Annotated in this window: 15 protein-coding genes; 4 read left to right on the top strand and 11 right to left on the bottom strand. The window is 35.3% G+C overall.

The annotated features are described in order from the left end of the window. Positions 1–17: 17 nt before the first annotated feature. From QP953_RS07390 to QP953_RS07370, 5 genes are all read right to left on the bottom strand, one after another. Positions 18–422, bottom strand: a complete 405-nt coding sequence (locus QP953_RS07390) for a T9SS type A sorting domain-containing protein (RefSeq protein WP_156039747.1) — start codon at positions 420–422, stop codon at positions 18–20. 298 nt (positions 423–720) lie between these two features. Next, positions 721–1,416 carry a peroxiredoxin-like family protein gene (locus QP953_RS07385; protein ID WP_309554481.1) on the bottom strand — a complete coding sequence of 232 codons (696 nt, stop codon included), beginning with the start codon at positions 1,414–1,416 and terminating at the stop codon, positions 721–723. Between the two features lie 218 nt (positions 1,417–1,634). After that, positions 1,635–2,918, bottom strand: a complete 1,284-nt coding sequence (locus tag QP953_RS07380) for a sigma-54 dependent transcriptional regulator (protein WP_052596203.1) — start codon at positions 2,916–2,918, stop codon at positions 1,635–1,637. A gap of 140 nt (positions 2,919–3,058) precedes the next feature. Next, complete coding sequence (locus tag QP953_RS07375; RefSeq protein ID WP_052596201.1) at positions 3,059–3,436, bottom strand: CoA-binding protein; 378 nt, start codon at positions 3,434–3,436, stop codon at positions 3,059–3,061. 209 nt (positions 3,437–3,645) lie between these two features. Continuing rightward, positions 3,646–5,295, bottom strand: coding sequence for a sodium:solute symporter family protein (locus tag QP953_RS07370; RefSeq protein WP_309554480.1), 1,650 nt, complete (start codon positions 5,293–5,295; stop codon positions 3,646–3,648). A gap of 175 nt (positions 5,296–5,470) precedes the next feature. Between QP953_RS07370 and QP953_RS07365 the strand changes: the two genes are divergently transcribed. Next, positions 5,471–6,253, top strand: coding sequence for a phosphatidylcholine/phosphatidylserine synthase (locus tag QP953_RS07365; RefSeq protein WP_052596197.1), 783 nt, complete (start codon positions 5,471–5,473; stop codon positions 6,251–6,253). 525 nt (positions 6,254–6,778) lie between these two features. Here QP953_RS07365 and QP953_RS07360 read toward each other — a convergent pair. Next, the gene (locus tag QP953_RS07360; protein ID WP_052596195.1) at positions 6,779–7,180 is read right to left on the bottom strand and encodes a hypothetical protein; all 402 of its coding nucleotides are present in this window, start codon (positions 7,178–7,180) and stop codon (positions 6,779–6,781) included. Between the two features lie 634 nt (positions 7,181–7,814). Here QP953_RS07360 and QP953_RS07355 point away from each other — a divergent pair. Then, positions 7,815–9,674: an ABC-F family ATP-binding cassette domain-containing protein gene (locus QP953_RS07355; RefSeq protein ID WP_052596193.1), complete on the top strand. Its 1,860-nt coding sequence runs from the start codon at positions 7,815–7,817 to the stop codon at positions 9,672–9,674. A gap of 141 nt (positions 9,675–9,815) precedes the next feature. Here QP953_RS07355 and QP953_RS07350 read toward each other — a convergent pair whose 3' ends face one another. Together QP953_RS07350 and QP953_RS07345 are read right to left on the bottom strand one after the other, a co-directional pair. Continuing rightward, positions 9,816–10,397, bottom strand: coding sequence for a hypothetical protein (locus tag QP953_RS07350; RefSeq protein ID WP_052596190.1), 582 nt, complete (start codon positions 10,395–10,397; stop codon positions 9,816–9,818). A 433-nt stretch (positions 10,398–10,830) separates the two neighbouring features. After that, a complete protein-coding gene (locus QP953_RS07345; RefSeq protein ID WP_052596188.1) occupies positions 10,831–11,346 on the bottom strand; it encodes a hypothetical protein in 516 nt (171 codons plus the stop codon). 355 nt (positions 11,347–11,701) lie between these two features. Here QP953_RS07345 and QP953_RS07340 point away from each other — a divergent pair, with 355 nt between their 5' ends. After that, the gene (locus QP953_RS07340) at positions 11,702–14,434 is read left to right on the top strand and encodes a valine--tRNA ligase (RefSeq protein ID WP_052596186.1); all 2,733 of its coding nucleotides are present in this window, start codon (positions 11,702–11,704) and stop codon (positions 14,432–14,434) included. A gap of 108 nt (positions 14,435–14,542) precedes the next feature. Here QP953_RS07340 and QP953_RS07335 read toward each other — a convergent pair whose 3' ends face one another. The 3 genes from QP953_RS07335 to QP953_RS07325 all read right to left on the bottom strand — a co-directional run bounded on the left by QP953_RS07335 (position 14,543) and on the right by QP953_RS07325 (position 16,580). After that, a complete protein-coding gene (locus QP953_RS07335) occupies positions 14,543–15,565 on the bottom strand; it encodes a FecR family protein (protein ID WP_052596184.1) in 1,023 nt (340 codons plus the stop codon). 145 nt (positions 15,566–15,710) lie between these two features. Next, a complete protein-coding gene (locus QP953_RS07330; protein ID WP_052596182.1) occupies positions 15,711–16,259 on the bottom strand; it encodes an RNA polymerase sigma-70 factor in 549 nt (182 codons plus the stop codon). 96 nt (positions 16,260–16,355) lie between these two features. Then, the gene (locus tag QP953_RS07325) at positions 16,356–16,580 is read right to left on the bottom strand and encodes a hypothetical protein (RefSeq protein ID WP_052596180.1); all 225 of its coding nucleotides are present in this window, start codon (positions 16,578–16,580) and stop codon (positions 16,356–16,358) included. A gap of 953 nt (positions 16,581–17,533) precedes the next feature. On the opposite strand from QP953_RS07325, the gene QP953_RS07320 reads away from it, so the two are divergent. Next, on the top strand, positions 17,534–20,383 hold the full coding sequence (locus QP953_RS07320; protein WP_309554479.1) for a CHAT domain-containing tetratricopeptide repeat protein: 2,850 nt from the start codon (positions 17,534–17,536) through the stop codon (positions 20,381–20,383). Positions 20,384–20,437 lie beyond the last annotated feature (54 nt).

Here is a 20,437-nt window from a genome sequence, read left to right as displayed (position 1 = left end):
TGAGAATATGGAACAGCCTAATTTTTCTCCATAGAGAGTACTTCCGTTTGACCATCTATGGTTATCAAAAAATAATACGTTCCGACTGCTAAATTCAACCAATCAAAGGTATAATACTTTCCTTCTACCTCTAAATCTATCAACATCGTTTTTCCTTTTCCATCTATAACTTTTAAATGTATCGAAGAAAATTCTTTTTCAATAAAGAGGGTCACTTTTTGCTTGGTTGGATTCGGATAAGCAATGATTGCTGTTTGTGAGGCGGCTACTTTTGTATGATTGTTCCATACAGTTTGAATTGGTTTGGTCACTTCTAAAACTGCTTCGCTCTGTTGGTTATCAGAATAAGCAAAAGGCAATTGATCTTGTGCCCAAATCGTACTATAACTTAAAAAACAAAGTGTGAGTATATACATTTTCATAGCGTAGTTGACTTATTAACTGAATAAGCTCTAAACTAAATGTTCCACCTGATGATCGCAAGTACAAAATTCTAAGTTTCTCAAAATAATTATAGCCATTTCTCAAAAAAAATCAAGCATAGGCTAATAATTTCTCTTAACAATAAACATGGAAATGAGCGTTTCTTCTTCCTTAAAAAAATCACCTACTCAAGTCATCTAAGATAAACTTTCCTCAAATAATTTTCAATTATCCCTATAATAAAAATGGTGCATGACCTTTCAATCATGCACCATTTACAAACTAAATTTATTGTGATTAAAATCGAATGTTATCTTCTAGTAGATCAAAATCATAAGTTAAGTTTTCTTCAATATCGTTGACAGGAATATGGTCGCCAATAAAATCGCCATAATGTGCTGTTTCAATTACTTTAGCTTGGCTAATGACAAAATCCGCAGGAATAATAGGAGCTTGAACCTCTCTAAGTCCTCCATAATTGTTGTCATTTTCTTTGTACAAATCCTGTCCCTTCTTCATTGCTTCCAATGCCTTTTTTTCTTTCAAGGTACGCTTGTATTTTGCCACTGAGCGCTCTACTCCATACAATTTATACAATTCCTCATCAGGGTCCGCAATTACTGTAAATGGAATATTCATATCCTTTACATAGCCTTGCAGTTCTTCCTCAGAAGAAGGATAAATAGCAATAACCTCGATTCCCTTTTCTTTCATTTCTTGATAAGAATTAATCAATTCATGTGTGCGTGCATTGCAAATTGGACACCATGCTGGGCGCAAAAATGTAATCAGAACATTTTTATCTTTTAAAACCTTGTTCAATTTGATTTGATTTCCTAAAACATCTTTGGTCACAAAATTAGGAGCTTTGCTTCCTTCTTGCAAAAAGACATGCTTATCAGGAGTTGTATTGGCTATTTTTGTTGGAGTAGTAAACGAGCATAAAACAATAATTGATGTTATAATTAAGGTTGCTTGAAGTAATTTTTTCATGATTATAATGTGTGTATTTTATTTCGAAGAATTTTATACTATTGTAACATTTCGAGTCACAAATTGTTTATAAAAACACAAAAAACAAAGAATACTCAAAAACAAAACACCCCACAAACAAAACACTATCAACAACTTAACATATTTAAAAAATAACAAAATAAAAAAGCTACCTGTTTTCCACAGATAGCTCAATGCTTTATTTCCTTATATTTCTTTTAAGCTTTTGCCTTATTACTAGCATACTTTTGGTATTCTCCAGAAACAAATTTTTGTACTGCTTCTTCATCTTCAAATCGGTCAAAAAGTGCCTTTAACTGGTCATGGCGTTTCATTGTCGGCAACACAAAACTTTCAACATCTGCACGAGTAATTTTTTGTTCGCTAAGAATAATTAAACGCTCAATTACATTTCTTAATTCTCTAATATTTCCAGTCCAATCTACTTCTTGCAACAATTGAATTGCGCCAGCTTCAACTTCTTTTTTCGGGCGACCATACTCATTGCAAACAGACTCAATAAAATGATCCACCAACAAAGGGATGTCAGCTTTTCTATCATTCAAAGAAGGAACTTGAATAATAATCACCGCCAAACGATGGTATAAATCTTCTCTAAAACGTTTGGCTTCAATTTCCTTGCGCAAATCTTTGTTCGTTGCAGCAATAACTCGCACATCTACTTTTATGTCCTTGTCACCACCTACACGAGTAATTCTTCCCTCTTGCAAGGCGCGTAATACCTTAGCTTGGGCAGAAAGACTCATATCCCCAATTTCGTCTAGAAAAAGCGTTCCACCGTGCGCTTGCTCAAACTTTCCTATACGCTGTTTATGAGCAGAAGTAAACGAGCCTTTTTCATGACCAAACAACTCACTTTCAATCAATTCAGCAGGAATAGCAGCACAATTCACCTCAACAATTTGGTTTTGGGCACGCTCACTTTTTTCATGAATCCAACGAGCGACCAGTTCTTTCCCCGTTCCGTTGGGTCCTGTCACCAAAACACGGGCATCGGTAGGAGCTACACGATCTATAGTTGCTTTAATTTTATCAATTCCTTCCGACTCTCCAATAATCGTTTGTACTCCTCCGCTTTTCTTAATTTTTTTCTTCAAGACCTTCGTTTCTTGCACCAACGATGATTTATCGAGCGCATTTCGAATGGTAATCAATAAACGATTTAAATCTGGTGGTTTCGAGATATAATCAAAGGCACCTTTTTTAACGGCCTCTACAGCTGTTTCTATATTGCCATGTCCTGAAATCATAATAACAGGCGTGTCAGGACTTAGAATATTGATGCGTTCCAATAACTCCATCCCATCCATTTTTGGCATTTTGATATCACAAATTGCTGCATCAAACTTGGTTTTCTTTACCTTTGACAAAGCATCAATACCATCTTTCGCCTCTTCTACTTCATAATTTTCCATTTCCAAAATATCTCTCAAGACACTTCGGATACTTGGTTCATCATCTATAATTAGTATTTTTGCCATAATATTTATTATTTTTTCTATAGGTTTTTAATGCAGAATATCCATTTTGATCTCCTGACAATGAAGTTTTAAAAATAGTGTTTTTTTATGAATTTTCTAATTCAACCTATAAGTTTATCACTTCTATAAATTACGATTTTTTAGCTTTTGTAATTATCAATAGAAAGCAAAACCAAAGTGCAAGCTACCTCTATTGTAGTTTCTGGTAATTCTTGTCTCAAAAGACCGTACAATTCTGTGTTTTCTGTTCCTGGATTAAAAATGACTCGCTTAGGCTTTAGTTGTAGAATATAATCATAATATTCTTTTTGTACTGTTGGATTTAAGTAGAGTGTAATTGTGTGTACATCTTCTATGATTGGTCGATCATTCTGAATAGGTATCCCAGCAGTTTCTCCTTTGCGAATTCCAACAGGAATTACCTCTATATTATTGTCCAACAGTCGTTGTGTTGCAAGATAAGCATAACGGGTAGGATTCGTTGTTGCGCCTAAAACAAGCGTTTTGTAATCGCTCATAGTTGTGGTTTAAGTTTAATTTATGGATAATAATTATTCATACCAAACAATTATTCTCTATTAATACTATTCTATTGATTTTTTATGTTTTTACTTCATGTATCTTTGAGTTTTATAAAAACTAAAAAGGCAACAGAGTATTATACTAATAAAGACCAACTTTAATAGGAGATGTAATTGTTCAGAATTTAGTTCTAACAAATTATAAATTACAAATGTTCGCTCAAATCAAAATCATTGTCATGACTAGTTACTATTTTTAAGGGTTGCGGCGGTGCTTGCTTTTGTGTTAATCTAGAAACAAGGATGATACTCAACAAGCCCGATAACATAGCCAAGGTTCGAAAAGGAAATAAGACAGAAGTACGTATCCCATCCACAATTTCTACCGAAGCATCAGTAATAGGATAAGGTATAAAGGTAGGAATACCTAATGTTTCATCTCCCCCTCCAAATCGCAAGATGGAAGCAACAATTAGCCCCGCTAAAGCACCGTATTTATTTGCCTTTGGATCGAACAAAGCACAAACCAAAGCAGGAAATAGCAAACAGTATACAAAGTCACTACACAAATACCACAAATCATAAATACTCTCGACCCTTAACGCTATCAGCGTTGCTGCAATTCCAACAATCCAAATACAAGACTGAATAACTTTCGCTAACTTTTCGGAAGTTACTTCTGGATTTAAAATGGGACGATATACGTTCCAACTTGCCATAGAAGAAGAAGACAAAATAGAAGAATCGGCAGAAGACATAACCGCTGCCGCAACAGCCCCTAATCCAATTGTTGCCACCAAAGAAGGGGTCATGGCCTTCATCACACTAGGCAAAATTTGCAAGCTATCTTCGGGTACTCCTCCCAAGCTTGACCAGTCTGCAACATTGCCTACCACACCTATCATAATAGGCGGAATAGCAGCAATTAAGCAAACGACTCCAGCCAAAACAGACAAACTTCTTGCTGTATTCTCATCTTTTGCAGACAATACTCTTTGAAAATATACTTGCCAAGGTATTCCTCCAAACATCAACAACAGTGCATAATCCCACCAATTCCAGTAATATGCCCCCAAAGCCTCGTGCGATGGCAGCAAAGAAGCAGCTGCCCCAAATTTAACTTGATAAGCGGCCCAAGCTGTGTCCCATCCCCCTACATAATCTAGTGCGTAAGGAATGGTTATAAACAAACCAAGCAACAACAAAACCATCTGAATTACGTCTGTCAGCGCAACCGCCCAAAGCCCTCCTAAAGCAGTATAGGCAATGGCGATCATTGCAGAAAGTATAATAGAACTTTCAAGATCCAGTCCCAAAACAACTCCAAAAGTAGAGCCTAAAGCGGATAAAATGGCTGCTGTCCAAAAAATTTCTCCACTCAAAGCAGGTAAAAAGAAAAATGCAGCCGTTTTTTCGCCAAATCGTTGCGCCAAAGGATCTAGCATTGTCTTAAATTGATATCGACGCATTTTTTTAGCAAAAAACAGTCCACCAATAATCAAACTTAACGCATACCCCCAAGGAGCTTGTACCCAAACCAAACCACTCCCATAAGTCGCCTCTGCTGTTCCATTGATGTAACCTCCTCCTACCCATGTAGCACTCATGGTAAAAATGGCAATCCACAAAGGAATCGAACGCCCCGCCAACATTACTTCTTCCTCATTGCTATTGTCTCCTTTTTGCGAAGCAATATAGCTTCCCATAAAAAAAACTAAGCCATAAAAAAAAAGCATAGAAATAAATCCTCCCCAAAAAACTTCTTTATCTGTAAAAAAGTAAATATACAGCCCAACAAGTGACATAAAACCTGTCATGACTAAAGTGGGAACAAACGCTTTAACTGGAATTTTCATTGGTTTTTAATTTTAATTCATTGGGTTGTCAATGAATTGGTATTGATGTAGGATGTCTTATATTTAGGCAACGATCAACTAATTCTATAAAAGTAACAAAAAAATGTAATTCTAGATTTCTAATTCGCATTTTGCCAAATATTTGTATTTTACTCGCCTAAAACAATTAATACCAATGGAACAACAAACAGGTTATACTTGGGGGCAAAAAGCTGCCGCTTGGGGCGTTCACGCATTTACTGCATCGGGAATCGTTGCAGGTTTTTGGGGCATTGTCTCTGTTGCAAATGGCGACTTTTTTATGGCTTTTGCCATGCTTTTTGCAACGGTTATTATTGATGGTGTCGACGGTACCTTCGCAAGAATTTTTAAAGTAACAGAAGTTTTACCTGATGTATCGGGCAAGACAATGGACTATGTAATTGATTTTGCCACCTATGCCATCATCCCTGCCTTTATTATTTATGAAGCTACCCAAAAAGGCGTTCCAGTAGAGGAAGGAGGTGTTTATATGATTCCCGATGCTTTGAGAATTTGGGCTGCTGCCATTATTCTAATTATTTCTTCTCTTTATTATGGCAAGGAGGGCATGGTCTCTAGAGATATGTATTTCGTTGGGTTTCCTGTGTTGTGGAATTTAGTAGCATTTTATCTTTATTATGTAACTAATCTTCCTCCTATTGGTAATTTTATCATGGTACTGATCTTTGCTATCTTACACTTTGTACCAATAAAGTACCTCTACCCTAGTCGAACCAAAAAATTCATGAAGCTCAATATTTTAAATACAGTTGTATTCTTAATAAGCAATTTTGCATTGCTGGTTTTGATAGAATGGAATTACAATTTACCAACAGCACTTATCATTGCAAGAGTTGGGTCCGTTGCTTCTCTATTATACTTCGGAGTTTTGAGTGTCTACCACACTTGGTTTGATCCAGATACTAAAGATATTTAGTTCGGTTATCAAAAAAAACATTACTCCATTACACACACAGTAGTATCAACTAGTAGTTTCCGACGGTGCTACTTCTAAATTTCAACGAACTATTTGATCAACCAAATATAAAAAAGATATTACCACAAACAATCTGACTATCCAATGGCACAGGGTTGACCTTGGGTATCGTTTCGTTCGCAATAATATCTAAACTAAAAACAAATATTTTTTTTACGGACACATTAGAGCTTTACAAAAGCCCTAATATATCCAACACATCTTTCTCTTGGCTTCTACTTCTCATTACTTTCGGGATTTTCGTTAAAAAATGATTAGAACGCTACAACGTCTACACCCTTTAGTAGTTTGATAGAACCAATTCCCCTAAAATTCAAGATTTTTTTTCTAAAAATCTTTATTCAAAAAAAAGTAGCCCCAACAAAAGTTAAGGCTACTCAAACTCTGTTAATCAATTATTTCCCATATAGCGGGAATTAATCATCCACTAAAAACAGTAGATTGTCTAATGGAGTCATTTAGACCTTATTTTACAATAGGGTTTGTTAAATAAATAGCTCCATATTTAGATTCTCCCACAGTTGCCGTTAGGGTTACTTCGGTATCTTTTGCTATACTTTTAGCCTCTTCCTCTTTATCAGCAGGAAAAACAGCGACTACTTTTGCCTGTTTCATACCAGTCAAAGGTTCATCTCCCAAATTTAGATATATATCCCCTGTTGCCGTATTGCTTGTTCCCCAGCTAATGGCTTTAATAGTAATTTCCTTGCCTTCTTTTTCTTCATATTGACTGGTTAAATCACTACAAGACAATGCTTCTACTTTAGGAGTCGTCGTTGTATTGGCATCTCCGCCATCTGTAGAACTACCACAAGCAAATAAGGTTAAGCATAAAAACAGGCTAAATAGTAAGGTTGTTGATTTCATTGTTCTTTTTTTTGCGTTTTGTTTAAAGTTGTGCTTGAAAGATTAAAAAATAATTGCATAAACAATCATTTTCTCTCCTCCAAAGCATTTTCATTCATTATTCGATTACAAAGTTAACATTTAACGAATACAATAAAAGTCATTTTTTCGACTAAAATAATATATCCAAAAACAAAATAACAACATAAACACCTAATTAACAACTCCTAAAACTTAAAAAAACATATACTTTCAGCACAAAAATAGCATTAATTATTTTTTTGATTACAAATCACCAATAAAGTTACAATACTAATACTAATGAATTCCATATCTTTCATTAGTTGTTGAAAGATTGTAGTACTTTTATTGAATAGTTCGTTGATTAGCTTCGTGAGCGCTTTGCTTTTAGTTAGCAGTACAGCTAACTATTTTTTATTCAAATTGAAATATTTACCAAGCTACACAAAAGTCCATTATTTCAGTCTTTAACCAAACTTTTGAGAAGAAACAAACAAGCATTGGTAGATATGTTTTATATTTGTTTTCTTGAAGTTCAAAATAAAGTATTAGCCAACTACTTTTAAGAACACGTTATCAATCATGGTTTGTCCATTTCTATCTCAGAGAAGCGCAAACAATTAGACACATAATTATGAATTACCTAACCGTAGAGGGAGTTTCCAAATCTTTTGGAGAGCGAGTTTTATTTGAGGATATTACATTTTATATCAATCAAGGTGACCGAGTGGCGTTTATTGCCAAAAACGGAACAGGAAAAACATCTTTGATGGATATTATTATGAAAAAAGAGGAAGCTAGCTCTGGAAAGGTATGGCTGCATCATAAAATATCTATTGGCTATTTGAGTCAAGATCCTAATCTAGACTTAGAAGCAACTGTTTTTCAAGCTGTTTACAATTCTCCTAACCCCATCATGAAAGCTATTCTTGCTTATGAAAAAAGCCTCCTGAATCCCAGCGATATTGAGGCAATGCAAGAAGCTATGTCCGCTATGGATAGAATGCAAGCTTGGGATTACGAGTTTAAAATCAAGCAAATTCTATCCAAACTAAAGGTAGATTACATGGATCGTAAGATCAAAATGCTTTCTGGGGGACAAAAAAAACGTGTTGCTCTTGCAAAAGTATTAATTGATGCTCCTGAGTTCTTAATTTTAGATGAGCCGACCAACCACTTGGATTTAGATATGATTGAATGGCTAGAAGAGTATCTAAAACAAGGTAAACACACTATATTTATGGTGACGCATGATCGGTATTTTTTGGATAGTGTGTGCAATCAAATTTTAGAATTAGATCAACAACAAATCTTCAAATACACGGGAGACTATTCCTATTATCTAGAAAAAAAAGCAGACCGTGAAAGTAATTTTGCGGCTACTACCGAAAAAGCAAAAAACCTATACAGAAAGGAGCTCGACTGGATGCGCCGTCAGCCTAAGGCTAGAGGCACAAAGGCAAAGGCAAGAATTGATAAGTTTTTTGAGGTTGAAAAGAAAGCCAAACGCTCTTTGGATAATGAAGAAGTTATTTTGGACATCAAAATGACTCGTCTGGGTAGCAAAATCATAGAGCTCCACAACATCCATAAAAGTTATGGAGAGCACGTCATTCTCAAAGGATTTGATTATAAGTTCAAAAAAGGAGATCGTGTTGGCATTGTGGGTAAAAACGGTGCAGGAAAAACAACTTTGCTCAATATGATTGTTGGCAAAGAAAAAGTTGATGCTGGGAAAATTGTCATTGGAGATACGATTGTTATTGGCTATTACACTCAAAGCGGGATGAACTTAAAAGAAGATCATCGAGTTATTGATGTCATCCGCAATATTGCAGAATTCATTCCCATGCACAAAGGGCAAAAGTTGACTGCGGTGCAACTTTGTGAACGTTTTTTGTTTGATTCTAAAAAACAACAAACATATGTCTCTAAATTAAGTGGTGGTGAACGCAGACGGCTTTATTTGTTAACGATTATCATGCAAAATCCCAACTTCTTGATTTTGGATGAGCCGACCAATGATTTAGATATTATTACGCTACAAGTACTAGAAGAATTTTTACAAAGCTTTCCTGGTTGTATTGTAATTGTATCGCATGATCGTCACTTTATGGACAAAATTGTTGAACATACCTTTGTATTAGAAGGAGATGGTTTGGTTCGTGATTTTCCTGGTAATTATTCTGCTTATCGAGCAGTAGCTAAACAAGAAGCCATTGAAGCCAAAGCGGAAGAAAAAGAACTGGCATCAGAACAACCTACGGTCAAAACAGCTAGCAAAATTTCGCAAGAAGAACGTAAGGAAATCAAACGCCTAGAGCGCCAAATAAGCAAACTGGAAGAACAAAAAGCGAACATTACAGCGCAATTTAACGATACTAATTTGACTCCTGAAAAAATTACTGAATTGTCGAAAGAACTGAATGAATTGAACGAAAATTTGGAAGAAAAAGAGTTGCGTTGGATGGAACTAGTGGACGAACTCGGCTAGTTCTTTCTAAGGCAAAATGATCTGTTATTCCAATAAAAAAGACTAAAAAGTGCTCCAAAGGCACAATTTAGTCTCATTTTACAAAACGCTAATTTTAAACTAAAAAGGGTGGCTTTATCATAGATACAATCGCTTATACATCTATTTTAAAGCAGCTATAATCTTCAAATCTGTCGGAAGAGTTTCTCCTTCATCATTGTAATGTGTGTTCTCTATCTTAAAACAAACCCCATCTTTGCCTTTGAAGCTAAACGTATAAGCACCACTTTCTTCCACAAATTTATTCTTCCCATCTACTTCTGTCGTAAATTCATTTTTATAAACAACTCCATAAGCACCATTAGGATACTTCAACGTCTCTACAGGCGTTAATTTGTCAGGTGTTCTTCCTTTTCCTGCTGGAATATTTTTAGAATCAATATTGCTATTTTCTTTTTTCATATAGTCGGCAAATTCATCTACAGAAGTTTCTGTAAAGCAATCTGTTTCTGACTTTTCGATGCGAATACGATCTTTTTTCCCTTTGATAATGTAACCACGAAACTCATCTTCGTAATTAAGATCTTCTTCTAACTTCCAATCTCCAGGAATTTTAGCCGTTAAATTAAATTTTTCAAGAGAAACGTCTTGGGTCAATTCTAAATCTTTAGGGGCTGTATCCCCTCCACAAGAGATTAATAGAGATGAAAAGAATAGGCTCAATAACGCATTGGTTAATCTCATAATAAGTAATATTTTTAAGTTTATAATTGTTGGTAAAAACATTGAAAAAGCACACCTTTTAAATTTATGAATGCTTATCCATTTAGGGATTTGATAATTTTAGAGTTTTTGATTACCACAAAAATATTTCATTTCTTTGGCACTTAAAAAACACTTTTTACCCCATTTAAAGATTTTCACGACAAAAACCAAGTCATAAAAAACTAACAATCAACACAATACCATCAATACATATATATATCTAACTACAAAGAAGGGTTCTAATTTTATTTTCGGATAAAAAAAACATTTTGTCTCTTTGTATAAAAAAGCCGCCATGCGATCACTAGGCTCTATCAAACAATAAGCCCCTAAAACAATCAAGTTATTTTAGGGGCTTATTAATGTTAGTAGCAGCGTAGCTAACTATTGAATGTAAAATCACTTCTTTTGCCTACTCTTGCTCTTTTACAGCTTGGTATATGTGCTCTACTTCTTCTTTGCTAAAAGGCTGACGTCGCCCAGTTGTAGTACTAAAACTAAACGACTTGTTTCCTTTCACTGCAAAATAGTTAAAGTTAAAACACTTGGTACTATCTCCAGGTATTTGTACTTCATATATAAAGCCACAATCCTCTTCCAAAATAGTCTTTTGAAAAGTGGGGTTTGTTTTTTTTATGTCATCCAAAGCCTCCGTTGCCATAGCTGTACATTGAGGAGAACTTGCCCCTTGACTGTATATCTGCACATAGTAATCGGTTCCCTCAATAACAACATCCTGCATAAAATTATCAGAACGGTTGGTTACTTTAGCATCTTCAGGAGCCTGAATTTTGATTGGAATACCATGTTGTAATAAATCCAACTGTTTCGGAAAAACATCTTTGATTGTAGGTTCTTTTGGCGTTTCACAAGCCATTAGCCCCATTGCAATAAAAATACATACAATTAATACATTACTTAACTTCATTTCTATATCTATTTTTTTTATGATTTTAGTACACTATCAAATGTTAGTATCTAATTAACTAGCATTACTCCATTAAAAAATCGTATCAACTTGATTACTAAAAGGATACAACTCCATCTATTTTGAATCTAAAAAACTGATAATCAACGATGAAGCTCTCGAAAAGTGAACTACTATTAGATACTTTTTTAGTTTTTCATAGAAAAACGTAAAAAAGCAACGGAGTATTATAACTAGAATAAGCACAATATTTTTCACAAAGGTAAAAAACTTATTAAATTTGTGTTTTCATCAATCGTATAATTGATAAAAGAATAATGATATTTAATAAAAATTTTAATAAAAAAATTTAATCATGACCTTGCCAACGCAGTACAACGCAAAAGACGTAGAGTCGAAATGGTATCAGTATTGGATGGACAAAGGCTATTTTCGATCTACACCAGATGACCGAGAGCCTTATACCATCGTTATCCCTCCACCTAATGTAACGGGTGTCTTGCACATGGGACATATGCTTAATAATACCGTCCAAGACGTCTTGATTCGCAAAGCTCGATTAGAAGGCAAAAACGCTTGCTGGGTTCCTGGAACGGACCATGCATCTATTGCTACAGAGGCAAAGGTAGTTAAGTTATTGCGTGAAAAAGGCATTAAAAAAAGTGATATTTCTAGAGAAGAATTTCTAAAATATGCCTTTGAATGGAAAGATAAATACGGTGGGCTTATCCTTGAACAACTCAAAATGTTGGGTGCTTCTTGTGACTGGGAGCGCACACGTTTTACCATGGAACAAAAACTATCCAATGCTGTCATCAAAGCATTTGTTGATTTATATAAAAAAGGCTTGTTGTATCGTGGTTTGAGAATGACCAACTGGGACCCTTCCGCTCAAACCGTATTGTCTAACGAGGAAGTTATTCATAGTCAAGAGAATTCTAAACTATATCACGTTCGTTACAAAGTCGAAGGAACAGATGATGAATGGCTCACCATTGCAACTACTCGTCCAGAAACAATTTTGGCAGATGCTGCAGTAGCTATCCACCCTGACGATGAGCGTTACACACATTTAAAAGGGAAAAAAGTAATTATCCCTATGGTCAATCGTGTTGTTCCAATCATTTTTGACAAATATGTAAAAATGGATTTTGGAACAGGTGCTTTGAAAGTAACTCCAGCGCATGACATGAACGATTACGAAATCGGTCAACGTCATAATTTGGAAGTGATTGATATGTTGCATGACAATGGTCGCCTAAAAGGTCCTTTTTATGTAGGAATGGATCGAGAAGATGCCCGCAAACAAATTGCGAAAGATTTAAAAGCTCAAGGATACCTTGTAAAAACCGAAAATTACTCGAATAGTGTTGGACGATCAGAACGTACCAATGCAGTTGTTGAGCCTAAGTTAACTAAGCAATGGTTCTTAAAAATGGAGGGACTCTCTGCTACGGCATTGGATGCGGTAGAAAATGGTCCTGTCGATTTTTTACCAGAACATATGCTCAATACATACCGCAACTGGCTAAAACCAGAAAACGTTAGAGATTGGTGTATTTCTCGCCAATTGTGGTGGGGGCAACAAATTCCTGCTTGGTATTTAAAAGAAGATAAAGAGCAGTTCTTTGTTGCAGAAACAGCGGAAGAAGCTTTAAAACAAGCTCAAGAGAGCTTAGGTAACCAAAATCTTACTTTGGAGGATTTAGAACGCGAAGAGGATGTTGTTGATACGTGGTTTTCTTCTTGGCTATGGCCCTTATCTGTTTTTGATGCCTTTGAAGATCCTAAAGAATTGCAATACTACTACCCTACCAATGTTTTGGTAACAGGGTGGGATATTATGTATTTGTGGGTAGCTCGTATGATTATGGCTGGCTACGAATGGTCACCTGAGTTATTGGGTGAAGAATTGGCAGCAAAAAAAGGAGTACATCCATTTAAGCACGTTTACTTTACAGGAATGGTACGTGATAAATTGGGTCGCAAAATGAGTAAATCATTGGGCAACTCTCCTGATTCTTTGGAATTAATCAGAAAATATGGTGCTGATGGTGTTCGCTATGGTATTTTATCTGCTGCCGCTGCTGGAGGGGATGTTATTTTTGATGCTCCATTTGTAGATAAAACTAAGACATCTATTCACAACGAATCTGAACTATGTAGCACAGGTAGTAAATTTTCCAATAAACTCTGGAATGCCTTGCGAATGGTGAAAGGATTGGAAGTAGTAGACCAACCTGCCAACGATGAAATTGCTAAAATCAATGCTTTTGCCATCAAGTGGTTGGAAAACGAATACAATAGAACCTTAGAAAGTGTGGAGAAGAGTTTTGAAAGCTTGCGTTTGTCTGAAGCTGTTAAAACGCTTTATAACTTTATTTGGGGAGATTTCTGCTCTTGGTATTTAGAAATGATCAAACCGGATTATCAACAGCCAATTGATAAAGCGACACTTGAAACAACGATTGATTTCTTTGAAAAAATTATGACGTTGTTGCATCCATTCATGCCTTTTGTTACGGAAGAAATTTGGGCACACTTACGTGATAATCGTGCCGAAGGCGATGATTGTACGGTAAGTACTTGGCCTAAGGCTGGCGAATTTGATGCTGATTTTCTATATAAAATGAGCATTACAAAAGATTTAGTAAGCTCTATTCGAAATGCTCGTGACAAAGGTCAATTAGCTAAGAAAGAGTTATTAGAGCTATTGGTAAAAGATAGCGATACAGCACACCAATTTTTGGAAGAAGCGGGTATGAAAGAAACGATTGAAAAAATCGCTTACTTAAAAAGCTTTGAATTTACGAATGAAGACAAGCATGAAGGCGCCTCTTTTATTGCGGGTACCGAACAATATTACCTTTTGTTTGAGCAAAAAATTGATGTGGAAGCTGAACGCAAAAAGCTAGAAGCAGAACTCAAACAAAAACAAGGTTTTGTTAAAGGCATTGAGAAAAAATTAAGCAATGAAGGCTTTGTCAAAGGAGCTCCTGCTCAAGTTATTGAAAAAGAACGCAAGAAACTTGCAGATGGTAAAGCGAAGATTCAATTGCTGTTGGATAGCTTGGATAAGCTAAACTAATCTTTAGTAATTTTTAAAATAAAAAAGCACTTTCCCAAATAATCTGGAAAGTGCTTTTTATTTTGATGCTGTGTTCAATGCTTTACAACTTGTCGTCAATAAAGCAGATTATTGATTAGAAATTTTATATTTTTTATTGGGTTCTATGACTTCTAATTTTAAGCCAGATGCTAATGTCAAGGACTCCAATAAATCGTTTACATCCATCACAGGAAATTCTCCAGATGGCGTTCCTTCAGTTCCCTCTGCCACTTCAATTTCTACATCATAAAACGTTTGCAACAACAATGCAATTTTCTGTATAGAAGTCGCTTCAAATTTAAATGTACCTGTTTTCCAAGCTAAAAAATTTGGAGAAAACTCCTTGATTCGTTTAATACTTCCTTTGCTAGAAACAATCGCTTGTTCGCCTGCATTCACTTCAATTTCTATATTACTTCCAGGAGCAATCACTTCGACAACACCTTCTACAACGCGTATAATGGTTTCTTTCTTTTTGTTCGTTACTGTAAATTGTGTTCCAACCACTGCAACTTTGGCACTATGTGTATGGACAAAGAAAGAAGGGGCTTCGTTTCCTTTAGAATCTACATCAAAAAAAGCTTCTCCTTTGCGAACTTTAACAGCATATTGACCATCTTTTTCGCCCATATCCTCCACTACTGCACCTTTATTCAACCAAATTTTATCCCCATTTTTAAGAGTAGTTTCTACGACACTTGCTTCTGCCGTTAACTGCACTCCCCTCAAACCATTGTCAAACTCAGCATTAATATTGGCAAACAAATCGGTTTCTTCTGCCTGGCGATTGTTAAACTGATTGATTCCAAAAATAGAAACAAGAACAAATACAGCTGCCACTGCGATTTTTTTCCACATAGCAATTCCGATCACTTTGGTTTCAGGTTTTGCCGTAGAGGAAGCCGAATCATTCAACAAAGGCTGTAATTCGTTCCAAGATGCCTTAGAATCAAATTCAATATATTCTACATTTTTTGTTAAAGACCAAATGGCTTTATGTTCTTTAAATTCAGCTGGATGCTCTTTTCTCCAACGTTCTACAAGCGCATTTTCTTCAGCCGTAGATTGCTTGTTGAAGTATTTAGGTAATATTGCGTAAATATGTTCCATTTAATTTTCGATTTATATGTCTTTAAGATTTCTAGTAGAAATCTTCTTTTTCACGGTTAACAGATCATAGAATTTGTCAATTACTACATTTTTAGATATTTCTTTCAATGAAGAGTCGTTTCTAAAAAACATTCCCCCTAAAGATTTATAAGAAATTTAAAAAAAATATCAAAATCATTAGATCTGATAACTTTTGACGCAACAGTTTTAAGGCACGAGAAATTTGGTTTTCTACTGTTTTGGCAGAAATATCCATTTCTTCTGCAATTTCTTTGTAGGTATAACCGTTCACTCGGCTCAATAAAAAAACTTGTCGACACTTGGCTGGCAGTTGAGCAATAGCATATGACAACTGCTTTTTGCGATCCTCATTGCGCTCGTCTCCATCATCTGACTCGGTCTGTGGCACTCCAGAAGGTGTCATATTAGCAACATATTGTTGTTTGGTTTTATCCTTGCGAATAAAATCAATCGATTTAAATTTGACAGCCCGAATCAAATAAGCTTCCAAAGAAGTTTTGATAGATAGTGTTTCTCGTTTATTCCAAAGATCCAAGAAGACATCTTGAACCACATCTTTGGCCGCATCCTTATCTTTTAGAACCGAATAGGCATAGTTGGCCAAACCATTAAAATGTCGATGGTAAATCTCTTGGAATTCGCGTTGACTATTAATTTGTACAAGTTGACTCACGTTGATAGTATAAAGTGTGGTAAAAGAGGCACAAGGTACACCCTTAATGTCAGGTGTACCTTGTGCTAAAAAATGAAACAGGTTACTTTATTCTCTTTATTGATTAGAAATAAAAATCCAATACATTAAAGCCAAAACTAAACCAATTCCAATGACAGAGTAAAGTACTAAGTTCTTGATTTGCACTTCTTCTTCTTCTGTAACAACAACTTCCTCTTTTGGTAGTTGTGCACGTTGTTCTTTGGCTAGGCGTTGGCGCTCTTTTTTAGTAATTTTTTTCTCATGCGTACTACCTGCAACCTTAAATTGTTTTCTAGACATGCTATAAAGAGTATTTTATTCGAGTTTATCTAAAGATTGTAGTTTGTTGATTACCTCATGAGTGCTTTGCTTTTAGTTAGCTTCATTGCGACTGTGTGGTTCCAACAAACTATTGTAAAGATAAACTCTCAACTAATAGATAATTCAAAAATACATTTGAAAGTTTGTTCCAATAAGGCTTTCAAAATATTGTTTGATTCTGTTTCATGAGCAACAACTAGTTAAGTAATCGTTCAGAAAAAACTATATAAAAAACAACTTTCTTTTTGCGCTACTCTTCATCGAAACATCTTGCTTTAGCCCGCTAAAGCTGCACTGTTCCCCTTCGATTAGCACTAAAAACAAGCCTATTTTTAGCTATATTTTTTTCTGCCACTTACTTATTAATAAAAAAGTATAAAGAATTACTTCTTGTTCTATACTACTTTGCCTTTGAATAACTCACCTTCTACATTGGCAAATTTATTTTTATTAGTTGTTTAATTTGTAGATACAAAACATTTACAACCACACTCATTTAGACAGAATTACTTACAAATATAATCGTTTACCCATACAATGAAGAAGATTTTTGTCAATTTCTCTTTTATAAAAAACAGTTCTCAATAAAATTTTATTTCGATCCAATATTTTTTATTTAAATTGTAGTGTTATATATATTTAATGGGTACGGTGCAAAAAATACTGATTCTGTTGACATAAAATCCTTGTTGCTTATTCGGTTAACGATGAGAAGAGTTGATGTTTTTTTTGAATTCAATTCTTTTTCCTTGCTCAACACAGTATTGCCCCTCTTTTAACCAAACCTATTCACTAAAGTAAATATTACTTTTTAAAAGTATATTGTGAACCTCCTATCCTATCCAATAAGCCACTTTCTGCGAGGGTGCTTACTCTTGATTTTGATATTTTCATCCAATTCCTCTTATGGGCAAAACCAAGCTATATCTAACTTGTATCAACACTTAAAAAATCCCACTATTAGCATTGACAGCACCGCACAGATTTATCGACAGTTAACACGATTGCAAGCCAAACAACACAATTACACTGCTGCTTTAGATGCCGCACAAAAAGAAGCCAATATTCAGAGAAGAACTCAGAATCAAAAAAAGCTAGCTGAAGTATATTTTAATATTGCCAGTTTGCACAGAACACTAGCCGCCTATTCCAAGGCATTGATATGGGGAAAAAAGGCGTTGGATATTTGCCTCAAGGTATTTGGTAAAAACCATACAGAAAGCCTTAGCATTTATCGCTTTTTGGCACAAACCTACTATTTGCAAGAAGATTATGTTGCGGCAACAACACTTGCACTTAACACCATTAAAGCTTATCAAAGTGCACCCAAGCGACAAATTGATGCAGAGATTAATTTGCACATTTTATTGGGCAGTATTTATGTTCAACTAGGACAATACAAAGAAGCTCAACACAAATTTTTATTGACCCAACAACTTTATCATCAATTTGAGTCGAAAATTGACAAAGAATTGTTGGCTCGAATATATAATAATTTAGCTGCCTTAAAATTTCAACAACATGCCATTCTTGAGTCATTAGCCTATTATCAAAAAATTGCCGTTCTTCGACAAAAAATGCATTCCCAGCAACACCTGTCTTTGCATACTACATATACCAATATTGGCAACTGTTACTATCAATTAGGGAATTATCAAAAGGCATTAAGTTATCATTATAAAACCCTTCATATTTTACAAAAAACGTATCCCAAACTCCACCCTCTTATCGCTTCATCTCACAACTATATTGGGGGAACATTTCAGCGTTTGGAACAAACGGATTCTGCGTTTGCTCATTTGCATCAATCGGCTACTATTTACCAACATCTCTTTGGGACAGAACACCCTAAAAATATCGCGCCTCTTTGGCGACTAGCTAAATTATATCGTCAGCAAGAATCTTATCAAGAATCGGAACGAATTCTAAAAAAAATTACAACATTACAAGAAAAGCATTTTGGAACCAAGCATCCTGACTTAGCCAAAATGTACCTAGACATGGCTTATCTTTTTCAAGCTCAAAAAATGTTGGTTAAGGCTAATTATTATACCCAAAAAGCCTATCAATGTAATCTCTTGAAAGAGCACCCTTTGGATCGATTACTTTTATTAGGCATCATTGAAAATCAATTGCATATTAGTCTTGATTTAGCCCCCAAAGAGCAGCAAAATGCTTTTTTGCTCCTAGACAAAATTCCGCACATCATTGCTTTAACTCAGAGTAATGTTCGTTACTTAACTGATAAACAAAACCTAATTCAGCAACTTAGAAAAGTTTGCGAAAGGGGAATTGAGCTCTGTTATCAGTTGTACCAACGGCAACCAAATGCTGCTTATTTGAACAAAGCTTTTGAATTGATGGAATACAATAAAGCTGTCTTATTATCCATACAGATTAAGCAGAATTACTGGCAAAACAATCATACCAACAGTAATTATCAACAGCAAGAGCAGGCATTGGCACAAATTCATCTTTTGGAGCAAAAATGGAAAAAGGCAGAACAAGATCAAAACACATCATTAGCCATCCAACTCCAAGAACAATTATTTAAAGCGCACAGAACGTATGAACAGATCAGTAATCAACAAGAGCAGCAATTTCAACACCATCGCCCAATTCAATTAAGTTTGCTACAAGCAAAACTTTCGGACAATCAAACCGTGATCAATTATTTCTACGGCGAACACTACATTTATATTTTAAATATCCAATCACGGCAAGTTCAATTACAGCAAGTTGATCTAGATCTCAAAAAAGACATTGATCAATTTTCTAAATATTTACTTGCCCTAGAAGAAAGCAAACTAAAACTAGCTCATTCTTGCCAACAATTTGATCAAGCAGCTTTTATGCTTTATCAAACGCTAATTCCTCCCCTCTGTACCAAAGAGTTGCTAATTATTCCCGATGGGCAATTAAATTATATTCCTTTTGAAACCTTAACGACTCGCTTTTCTCCTAATGCCAATGGTTACCATCAATTAAAGTATGCATTGCATCAACACATCATTAGTTACGCCTACTCTGCTACTTCTTACTATTATCAACAATACAAACATACCAATCAGAAAAATTGTCAAGTGCTTGGTTTCGCCCCAAGTTACAACCGTCATTTTAAATTGGCTTCCCTTAAAGCGAATGTTCAAGAAGTCGAATTTTTGGAACAGCAATTCTTAGGCACCTATTATTATCATCAAAATGCCTCTAAAAAAAACTTTCAAAAACAAAGCAATCGTTTTGGTGTTTTACATCTAGCCTCTCATGCTTATGCTGATAACCACGAGTTGCAACAAGCAAAATTGTTTTTTGCAGCAACAACAGCGGATAGCAACGCTATGGCACTGTATCCTCATGAAATCATGCAATTGCCCTTGCATGCAGATTTTGTAGTTTTATCAGCTTGTCAAACAGCTATTGGGTATTGGCAAGAGGGAGAAGGCATTATGAGCTTGGCTAGGGATTTCATGTATGCAGGGGTGCCTAGTATTTTAACTACGCTTTGGCAGATTAACGATCAATCCAGTAGCCAAGTCATTCAAAAATTTTATCAAAACTTGCAAACCATGCCTAAAAATCAAGCATTGCAATATGCCAAGCAAACTTATCTAACACAAGCGTCTGCTTTTGGTGCTCATCCTTACTTTTGGTCAGGGTATATTTTGATTGGAAACACCAATAGATTGGATATAGGTCGCCCATTTTATCGAAAAATATGGTACATTTGCGGCTTGACTTTATCTTTGTTGATAATTTCCCTACTATTTTTAAGAAGAAAGTAATCTTAGAGATATTTTATAAGATAAACAAGCCGCTCAACAGGTAATGGATATAAG

The sequence above is a fragment of the Aureispira sp. CCB-E genome (assembly GCF_031326345.1).
Taxonomy (GTDB): Bacteria; Bacteroidota; Bacteroidia; order Chitinophagales; family Saprospiraceae; genus Aureispira.
Note: the sequence above shows the minus strand (reverse complement) of the source record. Positions and strands in the feature narration are given on the sequence as shown.